16 protein-coding genes are annotated in these 17,988 nt (G+C 59.2%); 3 read left to right on the top strand and 13 right to left on the bottom strand.

The genetic code is table 11. The annotated features are described in order from the left end of the window. The first annotated feature begins 47 nt into the window (after positions 1-47). Positions 48-980, top strand: a complete 933-nt coding sequence (locus JJL52_RS07050; RefSeq protein ID WP_202051699.1) for a response regulator transcription factor — start codon at positions 48-50, stop codon at positions 978-980. Between the two features lie 486 nt (positions 981-1,466). Here the strand turns inward: JJL52_RS07050 and JJL52_RS07045 are convergent, their stop codons facing one another. Both JJL52_RS07045 and JJL52_RS07040 read right to left on the bottom strand, forming a co-directional pair. Further along, positions 1,467-3,053, bottom strand: coding sequence for a regulator (locus tag JJL52_RS07045; protein ID WP_236994111.1), 1,587 nt, complete (start codon positions 3,051-3,053; stop codon positions 1,467-1,469). A 44-nt stretch (positions 3,054-3,097) separates the two neighbouring features. After that, positions 3,098-3,769 (bottom strand): cysteine hydrolase family protein, encoded by a 672-nt coding sequence (locus tag JJL52_RS07040; protein WP_202051698.1) that lies wholly within the window; start codon positions 3,767-3,769, stop codon positions 3,098-3,100. Positions 3,770-4,220: 451 nt separating this feature from the next. On the opposite strand from JJL52_RS07040, the gene JJL52_RS07035 reads away from it, so the two are divergent. After that, the gene (locus tag JJL52_RS07035) at positions 4,221-4,925 is read left to right on the top strand and encodes a GntR family transcriptional regulator (RefSeq protein ID WP_202051697.1); all 705 of its coding nucleotides are present in this window, start codon (positions 4,221-4,223) and stop codon (positions 4,923-4,925) included. Positions 4,926-5,247: 322 nt separating this feature from the next. Here JJL52_RS07035 and JJL52_RS07030 read toward each other — a convergent pair whose 3' ends face one another. The 8 genes from JJL52_RS07030 to JJL52_RS06995 all read right to left on the bottom strand — a co-directional run bounded on the left by JJL52_RS07030 (position 5,248) and on the right by JJL52_RS06995 (position 13,119). Continuing rightward, positions 5,248-5,718: a hypothetical protein gene (locus JJL52_RS07030; protein ID WP_202051696.1), complete on the bottom strand. Its 471-nt coding sequence runs from the start codon at positions 5,716-5,718 to the stop codon at positions 5,248-5,250. A 614-nt stretch (positions 5,719-6,332) separates the two neighbouring features. Further along, entirely contained in the window at positions 6,333-6,692 is a 360-nt protein-coding gene (locus JJL52_RS07025) for a cupin domain-containing protein (protein WP_202051695.1), read from the bottom strand. A gap of 100 nt (positions 6,693-6,792) precedes the next feature. Then, positions 6,793-7,194 (bottom strand): allophanate hydrolase-related protein, encoded by a 402-nt coding sequence (locus tag JJL52_RS07020; RefSeq protein ID WP_202051694.1) that lies wholly within the window; start codon positions 7,192-7,194, stop codon positions 6,793-6,795. Between the two features lie 564 nt (positions 7,195-7,758). Further along, complete coding sequence (locus tag JJL52_RS07015) at positions 7,759-9,318, bottom strand: ABC transporter ATP-binding protein (RefSeq protein ID WP_202051693.1); 1,560 nt, start codon at positions 9,316-9,318, stop codon at positions 7,759-7,761. Further along, positions 9,315-9,995, bottom strand: coding sequence for a biuret amidohydrolase (gene biuH, locus JJL52_RS07010; RefSeq protein WP_202051692.1), 681 nt, complete (start codon positions 9,993-9,995; stop codon positions 9,315-9,317). Before biuH ends, JJL52_RS07015 begins: the two co-directional genes overlap by 4 nt. A gap of 9 nt (positions 9,996-10,004) precedes the next feature. After that, complete coding sequence (locus tag JJL52_RS07005) at positions 10,005-10,931, bottom strand: ABC transporter permease (RefSeq protein ID WP_202051691.1); 927 nt, start codon at positions 10,929-10,931, stop codon at positions 10,005-10,007. Beyond that, entirely contained in the window at positions 10,928-11,989 is a 1,062-nt protein-coding gene (locus tag JJL52_RS07000; RefSeq protein WP_202051853.1) for an ABC transporter permease, read from the bottom strand. Before JJL52_RS07000 ends, JJL52_RS07005 begins: the two co-directional genes overlap by 4 nt. Before the next feature lie 2 nt (positions 11,990-11,991). Beyond that, positions 11,992-13,119: a BMP family ABC transporter substrate-binding protein gene (locus JJL52_RS06995; protein ID WP_236994110.1), complete on the bottom strand. Its 1,128-nt coding sequence runs from the start codon at positions 13,117-13,119 to the stop codon at positions 11,992-11,994. Positions 13,120-13,479: 360 nt separating this feature from the next. Between JJL52_RS06995 and JJL52_RS06990 the strand changes: the two genes are divergently transcribed. Then, positions 13,480-14,508: a chemotaxis protein CheB gene (locus JJL52_RS06990; protein ID WP_202051690.1), complete on the top strand. Its 1,029-nt coding sequence runs from the start codon at positions 13,480-13,482 to the stop codon at positions 14,506-14,508. A gap of 207 nt (positions 14,509-14,715) precedes the next feature. On the opposite strand, the gene JJL52_RS06985 is transcribed toward JJL52_RS06990, so the two are convergent. From JJL52_RS06985 to ygfZ, 3 genes are all read right to left on the bottom strand, one after another. Next, positions 14,716-15,471 (bottom strand): rhomboid family intramembrane serine protease, encoded by a 756-nt coding sequence (locus JJL52_RS06985; RefSeq protein ID WP_202051689.1) that lies wholly within the window; start codon positions 15,469-15,471, stop codon positions 14,716-14,718. A gap of 465 nt (positions 15,472-15,936) precedes the next feature. Further along, entirely contained in the window at positions 15,937-16,941 is a 1,005-nt protein-coding gene (locus JJL52_RS06980; RefSeq protein ID WP_202051688.1) for a COX15/CtaA family protein, read from the bottom strand. Beyond that, entirely contained in the window at positions 16,938-17,918 is a 981-nt protein-coding gene (gene ygfZ / locus JJL52_RS06975; protein WP_202051687.1) for a CAF17-like 4Fe-4S cluster assembly/insertion protein YgfZ, read from the bottom strand. The genes JJL52_RS06980 and ygfZ overlap by 4 nt, the downstream gene beginning before the upstream one ends. Positions 17,919-17,988: the final 70 nt, after the last annotated feature.

Genomic DNA, 17,988 nt, shown 5'->3' with positions numbered 1-17,988 from the left:
ATGCCGACACTTCAGCTTTTGTACTTCTTTCCTGCGAGTAGGCCTCAATGACGCTAGGCAATCTGCCGAGTAACGGCACGGTGATGATCGTGGATGATACGCCCGGCAACCTGGCGCTGCTCTCCGATACGCTGTCGGAAGCCAACTACCGGGTACTGGTCGCAACCGACGGCTATTCGGCGTTGGAGCAAATGCAGTACCTGTTGCCGGACATCATTCTGCTGGATGTGCTGATGCCGGGCATCGACGGCTTCGCGACCTGCCGGCAAATCAAAGCGAATCCCGATACGGCCGACATTCCGATCTTGTTCATGACCGGCCTCGGCGAACTGGATTTTCTGCTGCGCGGTTTCGGCGAAGGCGCGCTGGATTATATCGTCAAGCCCATCCGTCCGCCGGAAGTGCTGGCCCGAATCGAAGTGCACCTCGCGCAGACCCGCACCATCCAGCGCGCCCGGCATGCCCTGCAGCACGGCCGGTTTTCCGCGCTGACCGCCGACAGTGCCGGCGTGATCCAATGGCTGACGCCGCCTGCCCAGGAGTGGCTGAACGCGATGGCGACGCCGGCCTCTTCCGATGCCTCCGCCGCGACCGGATCCCGTATTCCGTCCCCGCTTTACGAGTGGTTCGTTCACATCCTGACCGGACCGCTCCGGGAGACTCCCGAAAACGCGGCGCCGTTTGAGTCGGAACACGGCCATTCCGCCCGGATGGTGCTCTGCCACCAGCCGGACGAGTATCTATTTCTGCTGCAAAAGGCGTCCCCGACCTGGGATCTGGAAGCGTTGCGCGCGAGCATGAAGCTGACCCCGCGCGAAGCCGAAATCCTGATGTGGATTTCGCGCGGCAAAACCAATAAGGAGGTGGGCCTGATCCTGAACAGCAGCCCCCGCACGATCAACAAGCATCTCGAGCATATTTTCGAGAAGCTCGGCGTCGCGACGCGCGCGGCGGCGGTGGCGATGGTGCTGAAGAAATAACGGAAGGGTTCCAAGCGGAGGAACGTAGGATGTGCTGAACGCAGTGAAGCGCATCAAAACCAGGCGAGACCGCCCCCCTAGGCATTCCTTGATGCGCCTCCTGCGTCGGCACATCCTACGGTGTACTAGCGGGGACGGTTTGGAGATAGGCTCCTGAATTGGTGGATGCGCTGCCGCTTATCTTCCCTACGCATCGTTCTAACATGAAAATACATTTTTATATGACGGCGTAAACGCCGATTTTTATGGCCGTTAAGGACAACTGGTGGTTGTATTTAAAGAACGTCCTTACACTGTTATCGCCCTACGAGGGGGGCTCTCATACCACGCACCGCGCGTGGAATCGATCAGGCGGCATATCGGGAAGTTATTTTTAGCCATATCCTAACCGAGTTTTCTCCGGCTCGCCGAAATCGGACGAATTCACTCGCTCTCAATGCACCCGGAACGGACGAATTCGCCTCCCGCATACAATATGAAGACACACTACGAAACAACCGCTTCGCCGATCAAGGCTACTTCCTTCTCCGGTTCTTCTTCGTCGGCGCATTTGGCGTATTTCGCCGAAATCAGCAGGATGCCCGCCACGGCAAGATAGCTGAAGGCGACCGGCATCGATTTGCCGAACCCGATCGCCTCTCCGTGGATCAGGCCGACAAAACTGCACATCGCGCCCACCAGCGCGAACGCGGCCGCCTTCGGCAGATCCCGCTCGATAATGAAAGAAGCGGTGGCGCCCAGAATCAAACCGCCCAGAATGGCGCCGCCGCCGAGCACTTCCAGCCCGTGATAGAGCACCCCGGCGTCGCCGAGCTTGTCCAGCCCGACCGCCGCGGCGCTGGTGCCGGCCGCCGCCAGCGCGTTGTCGATCTGCAGCTTGCCCCAGGCGGCCAGGTGCGGCATCAGCGCCAGCACGATCGCCGGCGCATGGCTTTTGGGCGTCTCCTGAAAGGCCTGCGCGCCGATCAGCATGCCGATGTAGAGCAGGATCGGCGAAATGGCGACGACCGGGATCAGCGACGCGATCAGCGCAATAATCCCGAGCCAGGACAAAACCAGCACGGTCACGCCGGTCGCGGCCGAGTAGCCGATGCGTCCGCCCATCGATTTCCAGCCGGGATGGCCGATGTACACCGCGTTGATGAACGGATTGCCCATCATGCAGCCGACCAGGCTGATCACGCCGTCGGCGGTCAACACGCGCGTGGTCGGATAATGGTCTCCGCCCGCTGCCGCGCTTTCGACATTGTCCATTGCCTCGACCAGGTCGTAAATGCCGAACGGGATCGCGGTCACCAGGATCACGCCCAGAAACTCGAAGCCGGAAAATACATGGCCGAAGGCCGGCAGCGGCAGCGAGAAACCGAAATTAGCCAGCGCGCCAGCGACATTGCCGAGGCTCATGCCGCCATAATTCAAGCCCATCCCGGTTGAAGTCCAGGCCACCGCCGTGCCTACCGCGATCGCGATCAATCCGGCCGGAATGCCTTTGAAATAACGGACCCCGCCAAACCAGCCGGCCAAAATGATCGCAAAGCACACCACGCCCAGCACCGGCGTGATGAACATTTCGAGCGCCGGCCGGAGCGAAATGAACGCGACCGAAACCCCGGCGAGCGTACCCAGCAGAGCGGCGCGCGGGGTCACCTTACGGATATAGGGCGCGATAAAACCGCCTAACATCAGCACGAAACTCTGAACGAACACCCAGGTCAGGCCCGCTTCCCAGCCTTTGACCGGGTCGCCGGTGCGAAGCGAAATCGGCAGCATGATCACGAACACCACGACGAACATGTGCGGCACGCTGACGCCCGACGGCAGCGCGCAGACATCGTTCCGGCCGGTCTTGAGCGCCAGCTTCCAGGCCAGCCAGGCATAATAGACCGTGCTCAGGAACAGCATGAGTCCTGTGGCCGGCAATATCCTGCCGAACACGATCTCGTCCGGCATCTTCAGTACGAAACGCAGCAACCCGGTCAACACCAGCAGGTTGACCAGGATATTGGTGCCGAAGCCGAAGAAGGCATTCCAGTCTCCGGCAGTCCAAATCTTAACTTTGGCGGTAGCATTCATAAGGCCTCCTAGTGTTAATTTGATAAACGAATCGATTTTTTCCTCTATCTATGCAAGCCCGACAGGATCGCCGCGGAATCGGTGACCCAGCCGAAAATGCCGCCTTGCGCCTTGATCATCCCGAGGCCCGCGTCATGAAACGCCGGAATGTAGGAGCCGCAGCAGTCCCCGGGCACGAGACAGCGGTAGCCGCGGTCGTTCGCCTCGCGCACCGTCGTATGGACGCACACTTCGGTGGTGACGCCGCAAACGACCAGATTTTCGATCGCATGGCGCTGCAGCAGGGAATGGAGTTCGGTTGCGTAAAATGCGCCCTTGCCGGGCTTGTCTATAACCGGCTCATCGGCCTTGGGATACAGGTCCGGAATGATGTCGTGACCCGGTTCGCCCCGGATCAGGATGCGTCCCATCGGCCCCGGCTGACCGATGCGCAGGCTCGGCGCGCCCCGCTCGACCTTGGCTCTAGGAGCGTCCGACAAATCGGGAAGATGGCCTTCGCGCGTATGGATGACCAGCATGCCCTGCGCCCTTACCGCGTCCAACAGCCTCTTGCAAGGCTCGACGGCCCGGGACAACAGCGCTACATCGTTGCCCAGGGATGCGCCGAAGCCGCCGGGCTCGAGAAAATCGCGCTGCATGTCGATGATGACCACGGCGGTTTTCTCCGTCTCAATCATAATGGGTTCCGGTTCGGCGGCGATGACAAGGGTAGACATGGCTGATTTAACTTGTAAAATTTGCGGATATCATCAAGAATGCATCCATGTATACAACAATAGCAAATGACATGCCATTACCCGACATACTGCCGGCTATACCTATGTCTTTGTATTTAAACTATTCTTTAGAAAAGGATGGGCGCATTTCCTTTAGGCTTTGCGCCAAATTGAGGAAATCCCGACCAATGCTGGTGCAAACCGCATCAATCCGGCGCAATTTCCGCCGGCAGCCCCAGGCCGGCTTTCCCCGCCGTTTTTTGAGGTTATCCTACCTTTCGGGGATGGTTTGCCGGATAATGGCATTTGGAAAAGCTCCGACCAATCCGCTTATTCCCAAGCCCGAGGAAGCGGTCGGCTTATTCGGAGCATATTTGAATTTTCGAATCCGGCCGGCCCTCCCCCGCTTGCCGGAAAATGTTTTTCGCCTGCCAGGCCCTTTTAAACTCCAATGACGACTGTAAAGAGTGAAACGGCGCAGAGCATCTACATCAAGCTCCGCAGCATGATCCTGAATTTCGAAATCCAGCCGAACACCCGGCTGACCGAAACCGAACTGGCGACCTATTTCAAGGTCAGCCGGACGCCGATCCGGGAAGCCTTGCAGCGCCTGGAAACCGAAGAACTGATTAGCATACGCCCGAAGCAGGGCTGTTTCGTGCGCGGTATGGATTTCGACGAGCTCAACGATTATTACCAGATCCGCATCCATCTGGAAATGCTGTCGCTGGAAACCGCCTGCCGCCAGATGCCGAATGAAGCGCTGGAGCAGTTATGCGCGGTCTGGAAAAACGCGCCGGCGACCGGAAGCCCCGACGACGCCGAACGGATCGCCAATCTCGACGAAGCCTTTCACATCCGGCTGGCGGAAGGCGGAGGCAACCGCATGCTGGTGAAAATGCTGGGCGGCATCAACAACCGGATACGCATCGTCAGGCGCCTGGATTTCACCGACCGGGACCGGATCTGCAAAACTTTTGAGGAGCATTACAAAATTCTCGAGTCCCTGCTCCGGCGCGATGTGGAAGCCGCCAAAAGCGCCATGACGGAGCACATCAAAAAAAGCGAGGAATTCACCAAGCGGCTGACGATGATCAATCTCGGCATGCACAAAAACCGCGGTTTTCTTTTCAAGAAAGACGCCAAATCGGCTTAGGCAGGCCGCCCCCGGCTAGGGGCGTTAGCCGCGGTCAGGCGATGTTTCAGGCGTCGGGGATGATGGGTGGGAATCCGGACTTGCTCTTCCGGTTCCGATAATTAGTCCGAGTTAAGCTTAATCCTCGGCCCGATGGGCAAACGGTTCGTTATCTTCTCCCTGGGAGTTTTTGGATACGCTCGCTGTACTGATACCGCCACTCCGCAAGCATCGGCATCGCGTTATCAAGGGGTACTGGCGCCAAATGCGCTACTTCCTCAGGCCGTGAAGCCTATGCTGCACCGCTTTTCTATAAATCGAATCATTGAAAGCCCTCCCTTCTTTATTTATGTCGATATTTTTCGATCAATCCTCGCAAAGGCAGCGTTAATGCGATCGTGCCAAAAATTACCCAAAGCGAATATTTGGGGAGACGGGTTTCGATGCCCGGACTGAGCCTTTTGGGAATTAAGTGATAATCCGTGACATAAGCGATAGCGGAAACGGCCGCTCCGTTTTGCAGTCCTTTTGCAATGCCTCGCTTCTCCGCTTCTTTTCCAAGCCAGTGCTCGTAAATGTAAGCCCACCAAATTGCCGAGAAATAATGAAGCAACGCGCCCGTACCGGAATATTTAAGACTGATTTTATCTTGCCATAGCGCTTTTTTACCCCAGACGATATGGCTGACGGCATTCATCGGCGTGATGGGATTTCTATGGCCGACCACTGCACATAAGGCACCGGTTATCGCCGTGGCAATACCGACAATTGTTCCGGAAATCAGGGCGTTTTTGAGATCATTTTGCGCTTCCATAAGCCCTCCTTTCACCATTCATGTAACTCTGAGATTCCGCCCTTTTTTGAGTTCTATGACGGCGTCAAGTTCCGGTTTAATTCTGACCATCAGGAAAAGCTAACCGACTGGTTTTTTTAAAGGTTCATCAACAACCGAAAACGACCAGGCTGTGTAAAAATAGCATGAAACATCAGATTATTTTTTCCACCGCTTCTTAAAATTTAACGATTTTATACAGCCCGTAGGCTGGGTTGGAGCTTCGCGGAAACCCAGGTCCATAGGATAGGCTGACGAAGGAAGCCCATCATTCGCGATAGATGGGCTTCGTACCTCAGGACCGTAGGTGCCGATTAGCGTAGCGTAATCGCACGTATGTGAGGGGAGACAATATCCCTCCTGTAGTTGTAAGAGAAATTTCAAACCCATTTCCAATCACCTAAGGCCGAATCCGGATTTTTACGGATAACAGCAATAACAGCTCTGCCGAAGGAACATAGGATAAGCTGAAAAACCAAGCGCATCGCCGGGTATCGTTCCCGATTGATGCGCCTCCTGACGTCGGCACATCCTACGAGAGGATCATGCCGGATAAAATTCGGATTTTTACGGATAGCAGCGCTGGCGCAGCATCTTTATTCGTCCATAAACTGCACCGGCTTCAGCCAATGCGCCAGCACCAAACAGCCTTCTTGGCTGATGATGCTATGCTCCGAGCCTTCGGGATTGAACAGGTAGCTTCCTGCCGTGTACAGTCCCCGCTCGTCCTGCTGGGAACCGGCCAGGACGTAGATATGCTCGTCGCCGGCATGGCGGTGCCGGGGCACCGAAGCGCCCGGCTCATAACGCACGAGAGCGGCCTTATACCCGGTGCCGGGATCCTGGTACAGCAGGCGGAAACGGACGCCGTCGCGCAGCGGCAGCCAGCCGTCGGGCGTGTCATGCAATATTTCGGGCGGGAGCGAGAAAGGGGTTTTCGGCAGCGAATGATTCATGGGTCCTGGGTCGTTAATATCATCGAGGGCGCAATCGGTCTTGGGTCTTGGGTCTCGGGGTAGCGCAGACGGCCGGCGGCCAGCAGCAGTCTCCTCCGTCTCATGCCTTGCCGGCTAGATAGGCGCGCCAGTCGGCGTAGCCGGAAATGTCGCGGTGGCGGGGTAAAACCGACGCCTGCGGAAACAGGATGCCCCACGCTTCGCTGCCGTCGCTCAGCTTCACCCGGCCGCGGTACAGATGGGGCGGCTCGCCCGCCTCGACCCGTTGCCACACATCCCACGGCACCTCGTAAAGTTCGCCTGACACCGAAACGCCGCCTTCGGGCACTTCGTACATGCCCGGATGCACGTCATCGATCGAAAACAGGCGGTAGCAGGGCGCCGTGTAAGCTTCGGCGATGAAAGCCGCGCCGTCGAGATTGGCGTGCAATGCCAGGCCCCGCATCAGCGTGCCGTTCACGAACAGGATAAAAGCGTCCGGCCGGTTTGGAAGGACGGTCATAGGCGCACCTCGCTGTGTTGCATTGGCATTAGCGTTGCCCAACGCGCCGGGTAGGCCGGCCCTGCGTTGCGGAAAGAAAGCGACGGCCGCGGGCATAGCCCGGACAGCAGCAAATCAGGCTCACAATTCAAAATTTTTCCTCCAACAATTAAGATGCGTCTGATTAACACGAAAGTTCAGCTTCATTACGCGTTCAGGCTATGCCGCAGCCGCGTAGATGGAGTTGCCTGCCGTTTGGCAGCTCAACAATGCCGGCTGCCTAATAATTACAGTCCCCTCTTTGAAAAAGAGGGGTTAGGGGAGATTTTTCAAATAAATTCTTTAAATAAATCCCCCTCGATCCCTCTTTTTCAAAGGGGGAAGTATGTTGGCCCTCCTTTTTCAAAGGGGAAAGCGTGTTGGGTTGGCTTCGCCGGCCCAACCGCAAATTGCTGCAACAACCGACTTCCATTTTCATAGCCGATGAAGCGCGGCCGGTGGATGATAGGCACCCTTCTCCCTCAACGGGGGCCACTTGTGTAGATTACCATACCTGGCGGGTAAAGAAACTTTTTCGGAACGTCCCTAATGTCCCGCCATCCTCAACCCGATCGTGTCGAGATCGGCTTCGGCGGTCCAGGACTCGTAAGTCAGCCGGCCTTCGAACATCACAGCGATCCGGTCGCTGAGTTCGAGCAATTCGTCGAGGTCTTCGCTGACCAGCAGCACGGCGGCGCCGCGGTTGCGGGCCTGCATCAGTTGGCGGCGCACCTCGGCGGTGGCGGCGAAATCGAGGCCGAAACAAGGGTTGGCCGCAATCAGCAGCTCGACCTGGCCCGACAGCTCCCGCGCCAGCACCAACCGCTGAACGTTACCGCCGGACAAAGTATCGAGCCGACGTTCCGGCTCGGGCGGATGGACGCGGTAGCGCTCGATCAACTCCCGGGCTTGCGTTTTCTGCGCCTTCGCATCGACGAACCAGCGCCAGCGGGTAAAGCCGGGCCGGTCGAAAGTGCGCAGCGCCAGATTTTCGGCCAGGCTCATCCTCGGCACGCAGGCATTTCGCAAGGGCTCCTCGGGCAGGCAGCGGAGACGGAAGCGCGCCATCTCCCGGCGCGTGCCGGCATAAGGCGAACCGTCTATCCGGATTGCGCCCCGGTCCGGGCGACGCTGGCCCGACAACGCTTGCACCAGCTCCTGCTGGCCGTTGCCGGAGACGCCGGCAATTCCGAAGATCTCCCCGCCCCGCAGTCTGATGCTCAGTTCCTTCACCGCCCTCGCGCCGTGGTCGGATGCCACATCCAACCGGTCGATTTCGAGCCTAACCGGCTTTTCTTCGACCTTCTCCCGCGTTACCGTCCTGGCGATCTCCTCGCTCCCCGTCATCAGCTCGGCCAGCCTGGCCGGCGTTTGGCCCGCCAGCGGACCGCTGTAGACCAGTTTGCCCCGGCGCAGCACCGAAACCGCATCGGCGAAATCCATCACTTCGCGGAATTTATGGGTAATGATCAGTACGGTCAGTCTGTGGCTCCGGGTACGTTTCTTGAGCATGCCGAGAAGACTGTCGGCTTCTTGCGGGGTCAACACCGAGGTCGGCTCGTCCAGGATCAAAATCCTGGGCTGCAAGAAGAGCTGCTTGAGCAATTCGACTTTCTGCTTTTCGCCGGCCGCCAGTTCGCCGGCTTTCCTGTCGAGCGGCACACTGAACGGCATCTCCTCCATCAACGCGGCGAGGCGCTGTTTTTCCTCCCGCCACCGGATCATCGCCGGAATCGGCAAACGCGACAGTACCAGATTCTCGAGCACGGTCATCTCCGGCACCAGCGTAAAGTGCTGGTACACCATGCCCAGGCCATACCGATGGGCATCGCGGGGATTCCCGATCGCGCATTCGCGGTTTTCGACCAGCACCGTTCCCCGGTCGGCCGCATGGTAGCCCATCACGCATTTGACCAGCGTGCTCTTACCGGCCCCGTTGCCGCCGAGCAGCGCATGGAAGGCGCCCTGCCCCAATTTGAACGAGACCTCGTCGAGCACCTGGAGCGGCCCGAAGCGTTTGCACAACCCGATCGCTTCCAGCGCCGGACGGGCATGGGATACCTCGGCAGCATGGCCGGGATAGCCGCAGCCGGCCAGATCGTTCATGCCAGCGCCTCGACCAGATTGGCCGACGACGACACCGCGCCGAATACGCCGCCCTGCATCTGGATCATCTTCAGGGCCGCCAGATGGTTGCCGTAATCGGTCGCCCCGCAGCAGTCGCTGAGCAAGAGGCATTCGTAACCGCGATCGTTCGCGTCGCGCATCGTGGTATGCACACAGACGTCGGTGGTGATGCCGGTCAGGATCAGATTGTCGATGCCGCGCCGCCTCAGCAAAAGGTCCAGGTCGGTCGCGTAAAAAGACCCTTTGCCCGGCTTGTCGATGACCGGTTCGCCGGCCAGGGGCGCCAGTTCCGGAATGATTTCCCAGCCCGGCTCGCCGCGCACCAGGATCCTTCCGCACGGGCCCTGGTCGCCGATGCCGGCGCCGATCTGCCGGCTGCGCCAGCGCTTGTTTTCCGGCAGATCGGAAAGATCGGGACGGTGGCCTTCGCGGGTATGGATGATGTGGAAACCCTTTTCCCGGCACACGTTCAGCACGCGCCTGATCGGCTCGATCGGCGCGCGCGTCAGCGACAGGTCGTAACCCATCTTGTCGACGTAGCCGCCTTCGCCGCAAAAATCGGTCTGCATGTCGATCACGATCAGGCAGGTGTTCTCCGGCCTGAGGTCGCCGTTATAAGGATAGGGATAAGGATCGCTTTTAACGAATCGAGGCATGGCGTGTTCTCATTTGGTAACGGAAAGTTCGCCCGGAATGCCGGACAGGGTGCGTTCGGGCGAGCAGGTCGCCGCCATCAGCAGCAGCGTCAACACATAGGGCGCCGCATTGAACAGGTAATAGCCGCCGGTGATGCCGACCGATTGCAGCGCGGGGCCGAGCGCGCCGGCGCCGCCGAACAGCAGCGAGGCATACAGGCAGCGCATCGGCTGCCAGCGCGCGAACACGACCAGGGCGACCGCGATCAACCCCTGGCCGCTGGACAGCCCTTCGTTCCAGCTGCCGGGATAATACAGCGACAGGAATGCTCCGCCGACGCCGGCCAGAAAGCCGCCGGCCACGGTCGCCGCGGCCCGTACCCGGTTGACCGGAAAGCCGAGCGCCTCGGCGGCATTGCGGCTGTCGCCGACGGTCCGCACCATCAGCCCCCAGCGGGTGTTGGCCAGAAACCAGCCCAACAGCGGCGCAGTGCCGAGGCCGATCAGAAACAGCACGTTAATTTCCAGCGCAGCGCGGACCTGGGCGCTGGCGCTCCAATCGCCGAAACCGAGCGCCGGCAGGTGCGGCGCGGCCGGCTGGATGTAAGGCTTGCCGAAGAAGAACGCGACGCCGATCCCGAACAGCATCAACGCAATCCCGACCGCGATATCGTTGACTTTCGGAAAGCTGCACAGCCAGGCATGCAGAAGCCCCAGCAGCATGCCGGTGCCGCCCGCCGCCAATACGCCGAGCCAGGGCGAACCGCTCAGATAAGATACGGCGTAAGCCGACATCGCGCCGAGCACCAGATTGCCTTCGAGCCCGAGATTGATCCGGCCGCTTTTCTCGGTCAAGCACTCGCCGAGGCTGACGAACAAATACGGCGTGCCGGCGCGAATCGCTCCGCCCAGAATGGCCAGCGGCACGCCCCACCAGCCCAAAGCTTCCCCGTTCATGCCCGCCTCCGGCTGTCCAGCCAGGGTTGCAGCCGTCCGTAACAAGTTTCGCTGGACAGGATCGTGATGAAAATAATGCCTTGCAGCATCAGCACCGCCGCATCGGGCAGATGATGGCTGCGCTGCAAAAGGCCGGCGCTGGCGGAAATGCCGCCCAGGATCAGCGCGACCGGAATCACCGCCAGCGGATTCTGCCGCGCCAGAAAAGCGGCCAGAATCCCCGCGTAGCCGTAGCCCGCGGCCAGCGACGCATTTGCGGCGCCTTGAATCGCCGCCACCTCAATGCTGCCGGCCAGCCCGGCCGCAGCGCCGGCCCAAAAACAGGTGATCAGCGTCAACAGCCCGACCGGAAGACCGGCAAGCCGGGCGGCGCGCGGATTACCGCCGGCAATGCGCACCGCAAATCCGAACGTCGTCTGACGAAACACGGTATAACAAACGAGGCACAACGCCAGCGCCAAAGCCAATCCCCAATGCACGCCGAGGCCCGGCATGTCGCCCAGCATGTGAGCGCTGCCGACCGGCCGGGTCGACGGCTTGTTCAAACTCGCGGGATCGCGCCAGGGGCCGGTCACCAGATGATTCATCAGCGCGATCGCAATATAGTTGAACAGCAGGCTGGTGATGGTTTCGTTGATGCCCCGGTAATGCTTCAGCCAGCCGACCAGGCCGATCCAGGCGCCTCCCGCCGCCGTACCGGCAATCAACATCGCCGCGATCGCCAGCCAGGGAGTTTGATCCTCAAAGGCCAGACCGCCGGCCAGCGCCGCGCTGACTCCGCCGACAACCAATGCCCCTTCGCCGCCGATCACGATCAGCCCCAACTGCGCAGGCAAGGCCGTGCATAAGGCCGTCAGCATCAGCGGCGCCGCCCGTTCCAGCGTATTGCGCCAGGCGAATGCGCTGCCGAAGCCGCCCCGGACCATGGAGTGGAAGACCGCCAAAGGATCGTTGCCCAGGCATGCCAGGAAAATCCCGAACAACAGCAGCGCCGCCAGCAACGCGCTTACCGGAATCAACAGGCTTTCCAGTACCTGCGCCGGCACCCGTACGTTCATCGTCACGAACCGGTGCTGCCGATCACGCCGGCGACCAGATAGTCCATCGACTCCAGCTTGATGTCGGTCTGCGGCAGCGACTGGCCGGCCGGAATCACCACCTTGCCCTTGTTGTCCTTCAGCTCGCCTTTATAGATGACCATCTCGCCGGCCATGAACTTGGCCTTTGCGGCCTCGGCCAGCTCGATCGTCTTGGCGCTGACCGCAGGGCCGTATTTCGAATTCTTGACGATGCCTTCCTTCAGGCCGCCCCGAAGCAGATGCGGGAACGGCTTGCCTTCCTGCAGCAGCTTGACGAAATCGGTGTACACCTTCGGCCAGTTCCATTCCGCGCCGGTCAGATACCCCTTCGGCGCCAGTTCGGACTGGTCGGCGTGATAGCCGCTCGAATAAATGCCGCGGCGCTCGCAGATCTCGATGATCACTTTCGGGCTGTCCACGTGCATGGTGATCACATCGATGCCCTGGTCGATCAGGCTGTTGGCCGCTTCGGCTTCTTTGACCGGCAGCGCCCAGTCGCCGGTGAAAATCACCTGCGTAGTAATCTTGGGGTTCACGCTTTGCGCGCCCAACGTAAAGGAGTTGATGTTGCGCAGCACCTGCGGGATCGGCTTGGCGGCGATGAAGCCGAGCTTGCCGGTTTTCGAGGTACCGCCCGCGACGATCCCGGCGATATACTGCGCTTCATCGATATAACCGAAATAACTGCCGGCGTTGGCCGGGTGCTTGCCTTCCTGATAAAGGCCGCCGGCATGCAAGAAAGTCGTCCCCGGATATTGGGGCGCCACGGTTAAGACGTGCGGATCGTAATAGCCGAACGAGGTCGGAAAGATCAGTTTGGCGCCGTCCAGGTTGATCATGCTTTCCATCGAATTCTGCACCGCGATCGTTTCCGGCACGTTTTCCTCCTCGATCACCTTGACGCCGGGCATCGCCTTAACCGCCGCCGCGCCCTGCGCATGGGCCTGGTTATAGCCGTAATCGGCCTTGGAGCCGACATAGAGGAATCCGACCACGGCCTCCTCCGCATGCAGCGGCGCGGCCATCGCGAACGAGATGAACAGGAACGCCAGCCATTCCTGCCTTCCGCGCCGAAAAAAAGAACACAGCCATGCCTCAGCAACTTTCATAGTGACCTCAAGAATGAATAAAAACCATTTGCATACCTTGTTGCATGCAACGTCTATGCAGAATGAATGCCACATCGGAAATGGCTTTCTGCATGATTCACGCCGAACCGAAGGTCATAGATAAAACAATGAATTAGAGCAACCTGTCCAGGCAGGGATTGTTTTTCCGGCTGCACGCCAATAGGGATAAACGCTCATCTATGGTGCAATTTCGGTCATAGGGCGCACCTTTGCTGTGCAATAACCCTCAAACGGTCTGGAGAAAGAAAATCTCTTTAATGCGCTTGAACCGAATCGGCAGCTACCGCATCGAAAATTTATGGCTTTACAAGAGTTCATTGCGGAAAATGAGGAGCAGGCATGTCAACACAAGGCCGCGACATTGTTGTGATCGGCACTTCGGCCGGTGGCATGGAAACACTTGATCGGCTGATCGGCGGGCTGCCCGACGGATTGCCGGCGGCGATTTTCATCGTTCAGCATCTGCATCCCGAACTCACGCCCCTCGGGCTGCTGCAAAAACTGGGGCAATATCAAGCGTTCGAGTGCAAACTGGCCAAAGACGGCGAGGTGTTTGAGCAGCGGAAGATTTATCTGGCGCCGCCCGATACCCATCTTCTGGTGAAGGAGAATTCTCTTCTTCTTCGCCGGGGAGCGCCGGAAAACCGCTACCGACCGGCGGTGGACCCGTTGTTCCGTTCGGCGGCGGTTGCGCACGGCCCACGCGTCATCGGAGTGATCCTGACCGGCATGCTCGACGACGGGACTTCCGGATTAATTGCGGTTCACCGCTGCGGCGGCGTGACTGTCGTCCAGGATCCGGACGACGCCCCCTATCCGGACATGCCCCAAAGCGCACTCAATACCGGCCATGTCGATTATTGCGTGCCGGTGGCCGACATGGGGCCGCTGCTGGAAAAGCTCGTTCGGGAAATCCCCCGGACGAGCGCGGTAATCCCGGAAGATATACGGATCGAGGCGGAGATTTCCGAGCGCGTCGTTGCCGGCATCGAAGAAATGGGCTCGCTGGGAAATCAGACGCCTTACACGTGCCCCAGCTGCGGCGGCATGCTCTGGGAAATGGAAAATCCGGACGAGCAAAGGAGATATCGTTGTTATACCGGGCATACGTTTACCTCCGCAACGCTATTGGACGATCAGCGGGAAAAGATCGAGGAAACGCTGTGGATCGCATTGAGGATGTTCGAAGAACGCCAGAATCTGCAGAAAAATCTGGCGCACAAGGAAAACAATCCGCACATGAAACAGATTTACGAAAAAAACGCCGAGGAAAACGAGGCCCATCTCATGCGCCTTCGCTCGATGTTACTGGAGCAGAAAATGGGGCCGGGAGATCGATCCCCCGATTTGGCGCGGCGCGCCTCATAATCTGTTCCGTGCCTTAACCTCCGCTTCTTGTGGCGGTAGGACTGTGACGGAATGGAGGGTATGGGCAGCCGGGTACGTTGCGCGAACCACTGTCATTTCGTTCGATATGGCTGCGTCTAGCGCACAGCCATCATCAAACCTGCAGTCATTGGCTACGATTATCTACACGTTTTCAAAAGCGGCACGCGCAGCGTACCTATGAGGGAATTAAAGCCGGTACTTCGCGCTCTGATTCGGCGTCAACCGGTTATGTTCGTCGAGGTAATCCTGCCGGCTGATCGGCTTGATCAGCAAGAGGCCGGCAACAAATCCGCCCGCATGCGCCCAGAAGGCGATCTGCGCAGGACCTCCGATGGCCGGGACCGCGCTGATCAACTGGAGGAAAAACCAGTAGCCCAGCATATAAACGGCCGGAATCGCGGCAGTCGTGATGAAGAACCCCAGCGGGATCAGCGTGTGCACATAGGCCCGCGGGTAAAGCCGGGCGTAGGCGCCCATGACTCCGCCGATCGCGCCGGATGCGCCGACCATCGGGGTGATTGCGCCCGGGTCGGCCATGATCTGTGCCCCCGCGGCGGCCAGAATGCATATCGCATAGAAGCCGAGAAAACGGAAAGGTCCCATCGCATCCTCGACGTTGTCGCCGAAAATCCACAGGAACCAAAGGTTGCTGATGATATGGAACCAGCTGCCGTGCAGGAACGCATGCGTAATCAGGGTAGAAAGGCTTTCCTTGCCGTCGAGCACGCAGACCAGGTCATCCGTCAACTGCAGGCGCGTGCCGACCGGCGCGGAATTCAACAGCTCGCCCGGAATCAGGCTGTACAGGCACAGCGATTTGACCAGCGGCACTTCGCTGCCGGCGCCCTGCACAAAAATCCAGATCAGAAGATTCAAGCCGATCAGTCCGAGCGTGGCAACAGGGGTACGGATGGTGGGATTTTCATCGCGAATCGGAAACATGGAATCCTCCTTTAAAGTCGGTAAAGTTGTTGTCCGGCTGCCGGCAGCATTCGGCCAATGTAAACGGAATCGCTCCCCATTTCAATCGGCATCCCTTAAGGATTTGGCTCCAAATAATTTCCCGACCCAAGACCTGCCAGGTTTTAAAAACTTGGCGGGTCTACCACCCCTACCGGGAAGTTAATATCGGCCAGATCCTAAGCAGGGCCGGATCGCTTTATTTTTAGACCCGGTCCGCACCGATTAGGTTGTCCAACAGGAACGGACCGCCGAAATAACGCCGCCCGCTAAACGCGATCGCATAACGCCTCACTGGCGCCGTGGAGTTCAAAGCTTGCTTTGAAAAGCTTGCTTTGAACGTCGTATTTAGGAATGGTCCAAAGCCAGCCTTGGACGCCTGCCGGTCCGTTGATCGGATCAAACTCCGTATGTGTATAACGATGAGCGCAACGCGTGGAAACGGTTTTAATTATTCTGCAATATCTCCCCGGCGCTTGCTTGTTTACCGGTACCCGACGAATAACGCAGCGCAATAAACAGGAAAAACTGCACTCCGAAGATCAGGTTCGCCATCAAGAGATGAATCGGCTGCGCAACCGGCGGCATGCCGAGACGGTCCAGCGAAACGCCGGCGAGAATGGCGGTCACGATCAGGCCGAGCAGCACGTAACCGGTTCGGACCAAAAGGCTTTGCCGGGACAGCGTCCGGCGCAGCTTCCAGAACAGCCAAAGGTTGGTGAGCAGGATGATCGACGAGAACGACCGGTGCACGTAGAAAATGATCGGAAAACCCTCGCGCCAGAACTGCCGGTCGATGGAGTTGGCCGAGTGCGAAAGGAAATCGACCGTCTCGCGCACCTGCGTGCCCATCGCGACCTGCAGCAGGGTCATCCCCATCGCGGCCGCCAGCACCGTTTTGAAACGCGGCGGCAAGGCGCTGCTGTCGATATTCGCAAACGTCTCCCGCTGCGAGCGGGCGATCGTGTAGATCACCAGCGCCACGATCAACAACGCCATCAGCATGTGCAGCGTGATCATGTACGGTTTCAGGTTGCTCGCGACGACCGACGAGCCGAGCCAGCCCTGAAAGCCGATCAGGAACAGGTTGGTCAGCGACAGATAGAAGATTGTCTTGTCGCGGCGTAGAAAAATCCGCGACGCCCAGGCGGTCAACAGCACCAGAATGCCGGTGGTTGCGCCGACCAGCCGGTTCGAATATTCGGTCCAGGTCTTGACCGGGTTGAACTGGGTATTTTCGTAACCGCGCTGCGCGTAGATTTCATGGTAGTTGGCCGGCAGCTGCGATTCGTCGGTCGGCGGCACCCATTGGCCGAAGCAGGTCGGCCAGTCCGGGCAGCCCATGCCCGCGCCGGAGGCCCGGACGATGCCGCCGGCCAGGATCACCAGATATACCGCCAAAATGGTCAGAAGGCCCAGGCGGCGGAAGTTCAGAATGGCTTGATCGTTCATGCGTTGGGTAAAGGTAACAAACGGAGGAAGATGTCGGGGCGGTCCTTCAAGACCGGATCGTAGTCGCCGCTTTCGTTGACCAGCAGCACCGCGAGCAGATGGCAGATGCCGTCACGGCTGAGTGCTGTCAGCACTTGGCCGCGGCTCTGCTCGCCGCCGTCCCGGTCGACGATCGCCGCATTCGGCTCGGGCGCTTGCTCGAGCGCGCACTCGGCCAGAAACAGCGCGCGTTTGGACTTGCCGAGGTAATGGGTCCGCGCGACGATTTCCTGGCCGGTGTAACAGCCTTTGGTAAAGCTGATCCCGTCCAGTTTATCCAGGTTCAGCATCTGCGGGACGTGTTCCTCGGCAGTCGCCGGGGAGAGCCAGGGAATGCCGCCGAGCAGGTCGAGCAGGCGCCAGTCTTCCGAACTGCCGGGCGCAAAGCCTCGCTGATTCCGATAGTCGGCCCAGAGCTTGATCGCCTGCTCCGGCTCGGCAATTACCAGCGTGCGGGCCGGAGCCAGTTCAATCCAAACCGCGCCGTCGTCAGCGCGAGCCGCAAACAACTGCCCGGCACTTGCCTCGTTCCGGCTCAACCCCAGTAGGCAGAAATCGTCGGAACGGTCGGCCAATTTCACGTCCGCGCGCAGCACGTATTTCTGCAGGTGTTTCCTGATCGCTTCGAGCTGCTCCAGCGGCAGCACGAGCAGGTAATCGTCCGCGTGTTTCGCAAGCAGAAACGTCGCGATCGCGCGGCCTTTCGGATTGCAGAACGCGCCGATCCGGGCCTGGTTTGCGCTTACTTCGAACACGTTGCAGGTAGCCTGGCCTTGCAGCAGCTTGGCCGCGTCCTTGCCGGAGGCGGACAGAATGCCCAAGTGAGAAACAGGATAGATGCGAGGCTGACCGGTTTGGGAGTCGGCAAAAACGACACGATCAGCACCGTCGATCGCAGCCTGCTCAGAGAGCAGAAAGGTTTTCCATTGCAGATTCATGAGCGGTGCGGAGAGTTAAAATGCCTATTATACCGCGTTATCTTTCCCAAACAGGATCGTAGGATGTGCC

This window comes from Candidatus Methylomicrobium oryzae, from assembly GCF_016745425.1.
Lineage (GTDB): Bacteria > Pseudomonadota > Gammaproteobacteria > Methylococcales > Methylomonadaceae > Methylomicrobium > Methylomicrobium oryzae.
The sequence above is the reverse complement of the archived record's forward strand: the minus strand, read 5'-3'. Positions and strand labels throughout refer to the sequence as shown.

Coding starts and splice junctions, on each gene's coding strand:
- JJL52_RS07045 (WP_236994111.1), bottom strand. CDS start 3,053: ATGAATGCTACCGCCAAAGTTAAGATTTGGACTGCCGGAGACTGGAAT.
- JJL52_RS07025 (WP_202051695.1), bottom strand. CDS start 6,692: ATGAATCATTCGCTGCCGAAAACCCCTTTCTCGCTCCCGCCCGAAATA.
- JJL52_RS06995 (WP_236994110.1), bottom strand. CDS start 13,119: ATGAAAGTTGCTGAGGCATGGCTGTGTTCTTTTTTTCGGCGCGGAAGG.
- JJL52_RS06980 (WP_202051688.1), bottom strand. CDS start 16,941: ATGAACGATCAAGCCATTCTGAACTTCCGCCGCCTGGGCCTTCTGACC.
- JJL52_RS07030 (WP_202051696.1), bottom strand. CDS start 5,718: ATGGAAGCGCAAAATGATCTCAAAAACGCCCTGATTTCCGGAACAATT.
- JJL52_RS07005 (WP_202051691.1), bottom strand. CDS start 10,931: ATGAACGGGGAAGCTTTGGGCTGGTGGGGCGTGCCGCTGGCCATTCTG.
- JJL52_RS07035 (WP_202051697.1), top strand. CDS start 4,221: ATGACGACTGTAAAGAGTGAAACGGCGCAGAGCATCTACATCAAGCTC.
- JJL52_RS07040 (WP_202051698.1), bottom strand. CDS start 3,769: ATGTCTACCCTTGTCATCGCCGCCGAACCGGAACCCATTATGATTGAG.
- JJL52_RS07020 (WP_202051694.1), bottom strand. CDS start 7,194: ATGACCGTCCTTCCAAACCGGCCGGACGCTTTTATCCTGTTCGTGAAC.
- JJL52_RS07015 (WP_202051693.1), bottom strand. CDS start 9,318: ATGAACGATCTGGCCGGCTGCGGCTATCCCGGCCATGCTGCCGAGGTA.
- ygfZ (WP_202051687.1), bottom strand. CDS start 17,918: ATGAATCTGCAATGGAAAACCTTTCTGCTCTCTGAGCAGGCTGCGATC.
- JJL52_RS07000 (WP_202051853.1), bottom strand. CDS start 11,989: ATGAACGTACGGGTGCCGGCGCAGGTACTGGAAAGCCTGTTGATTCCG.
- JJL52_RS06985 (WP_202051689.1), bottom strand. CDS start 15,471: ATGTTTCCGATTCGCGATGAAAATCCCACCATCCGTACCCCTGTTGCC.
- JJL52_RS06990 (WP_202051690.1), top strand. CDS start 13,480: ATGTCAACACAAGGCCGCGACATTGTTGTGATCGGCACTTCGGCCGGT.
- JJL52_RS07050 (WP_202051699.1), top strand. CDS start 48: ATGACGCTAGGCAATCTGCCGAGTAACGGCACGGTGATGATCGTGGAT.
- biuH (WP_202051692.1), bottom strand. CDS start 9,995: ATGCCTCGATTCGTTAAAAGCGATCCTTATCCCTATCCTTATAACGGC.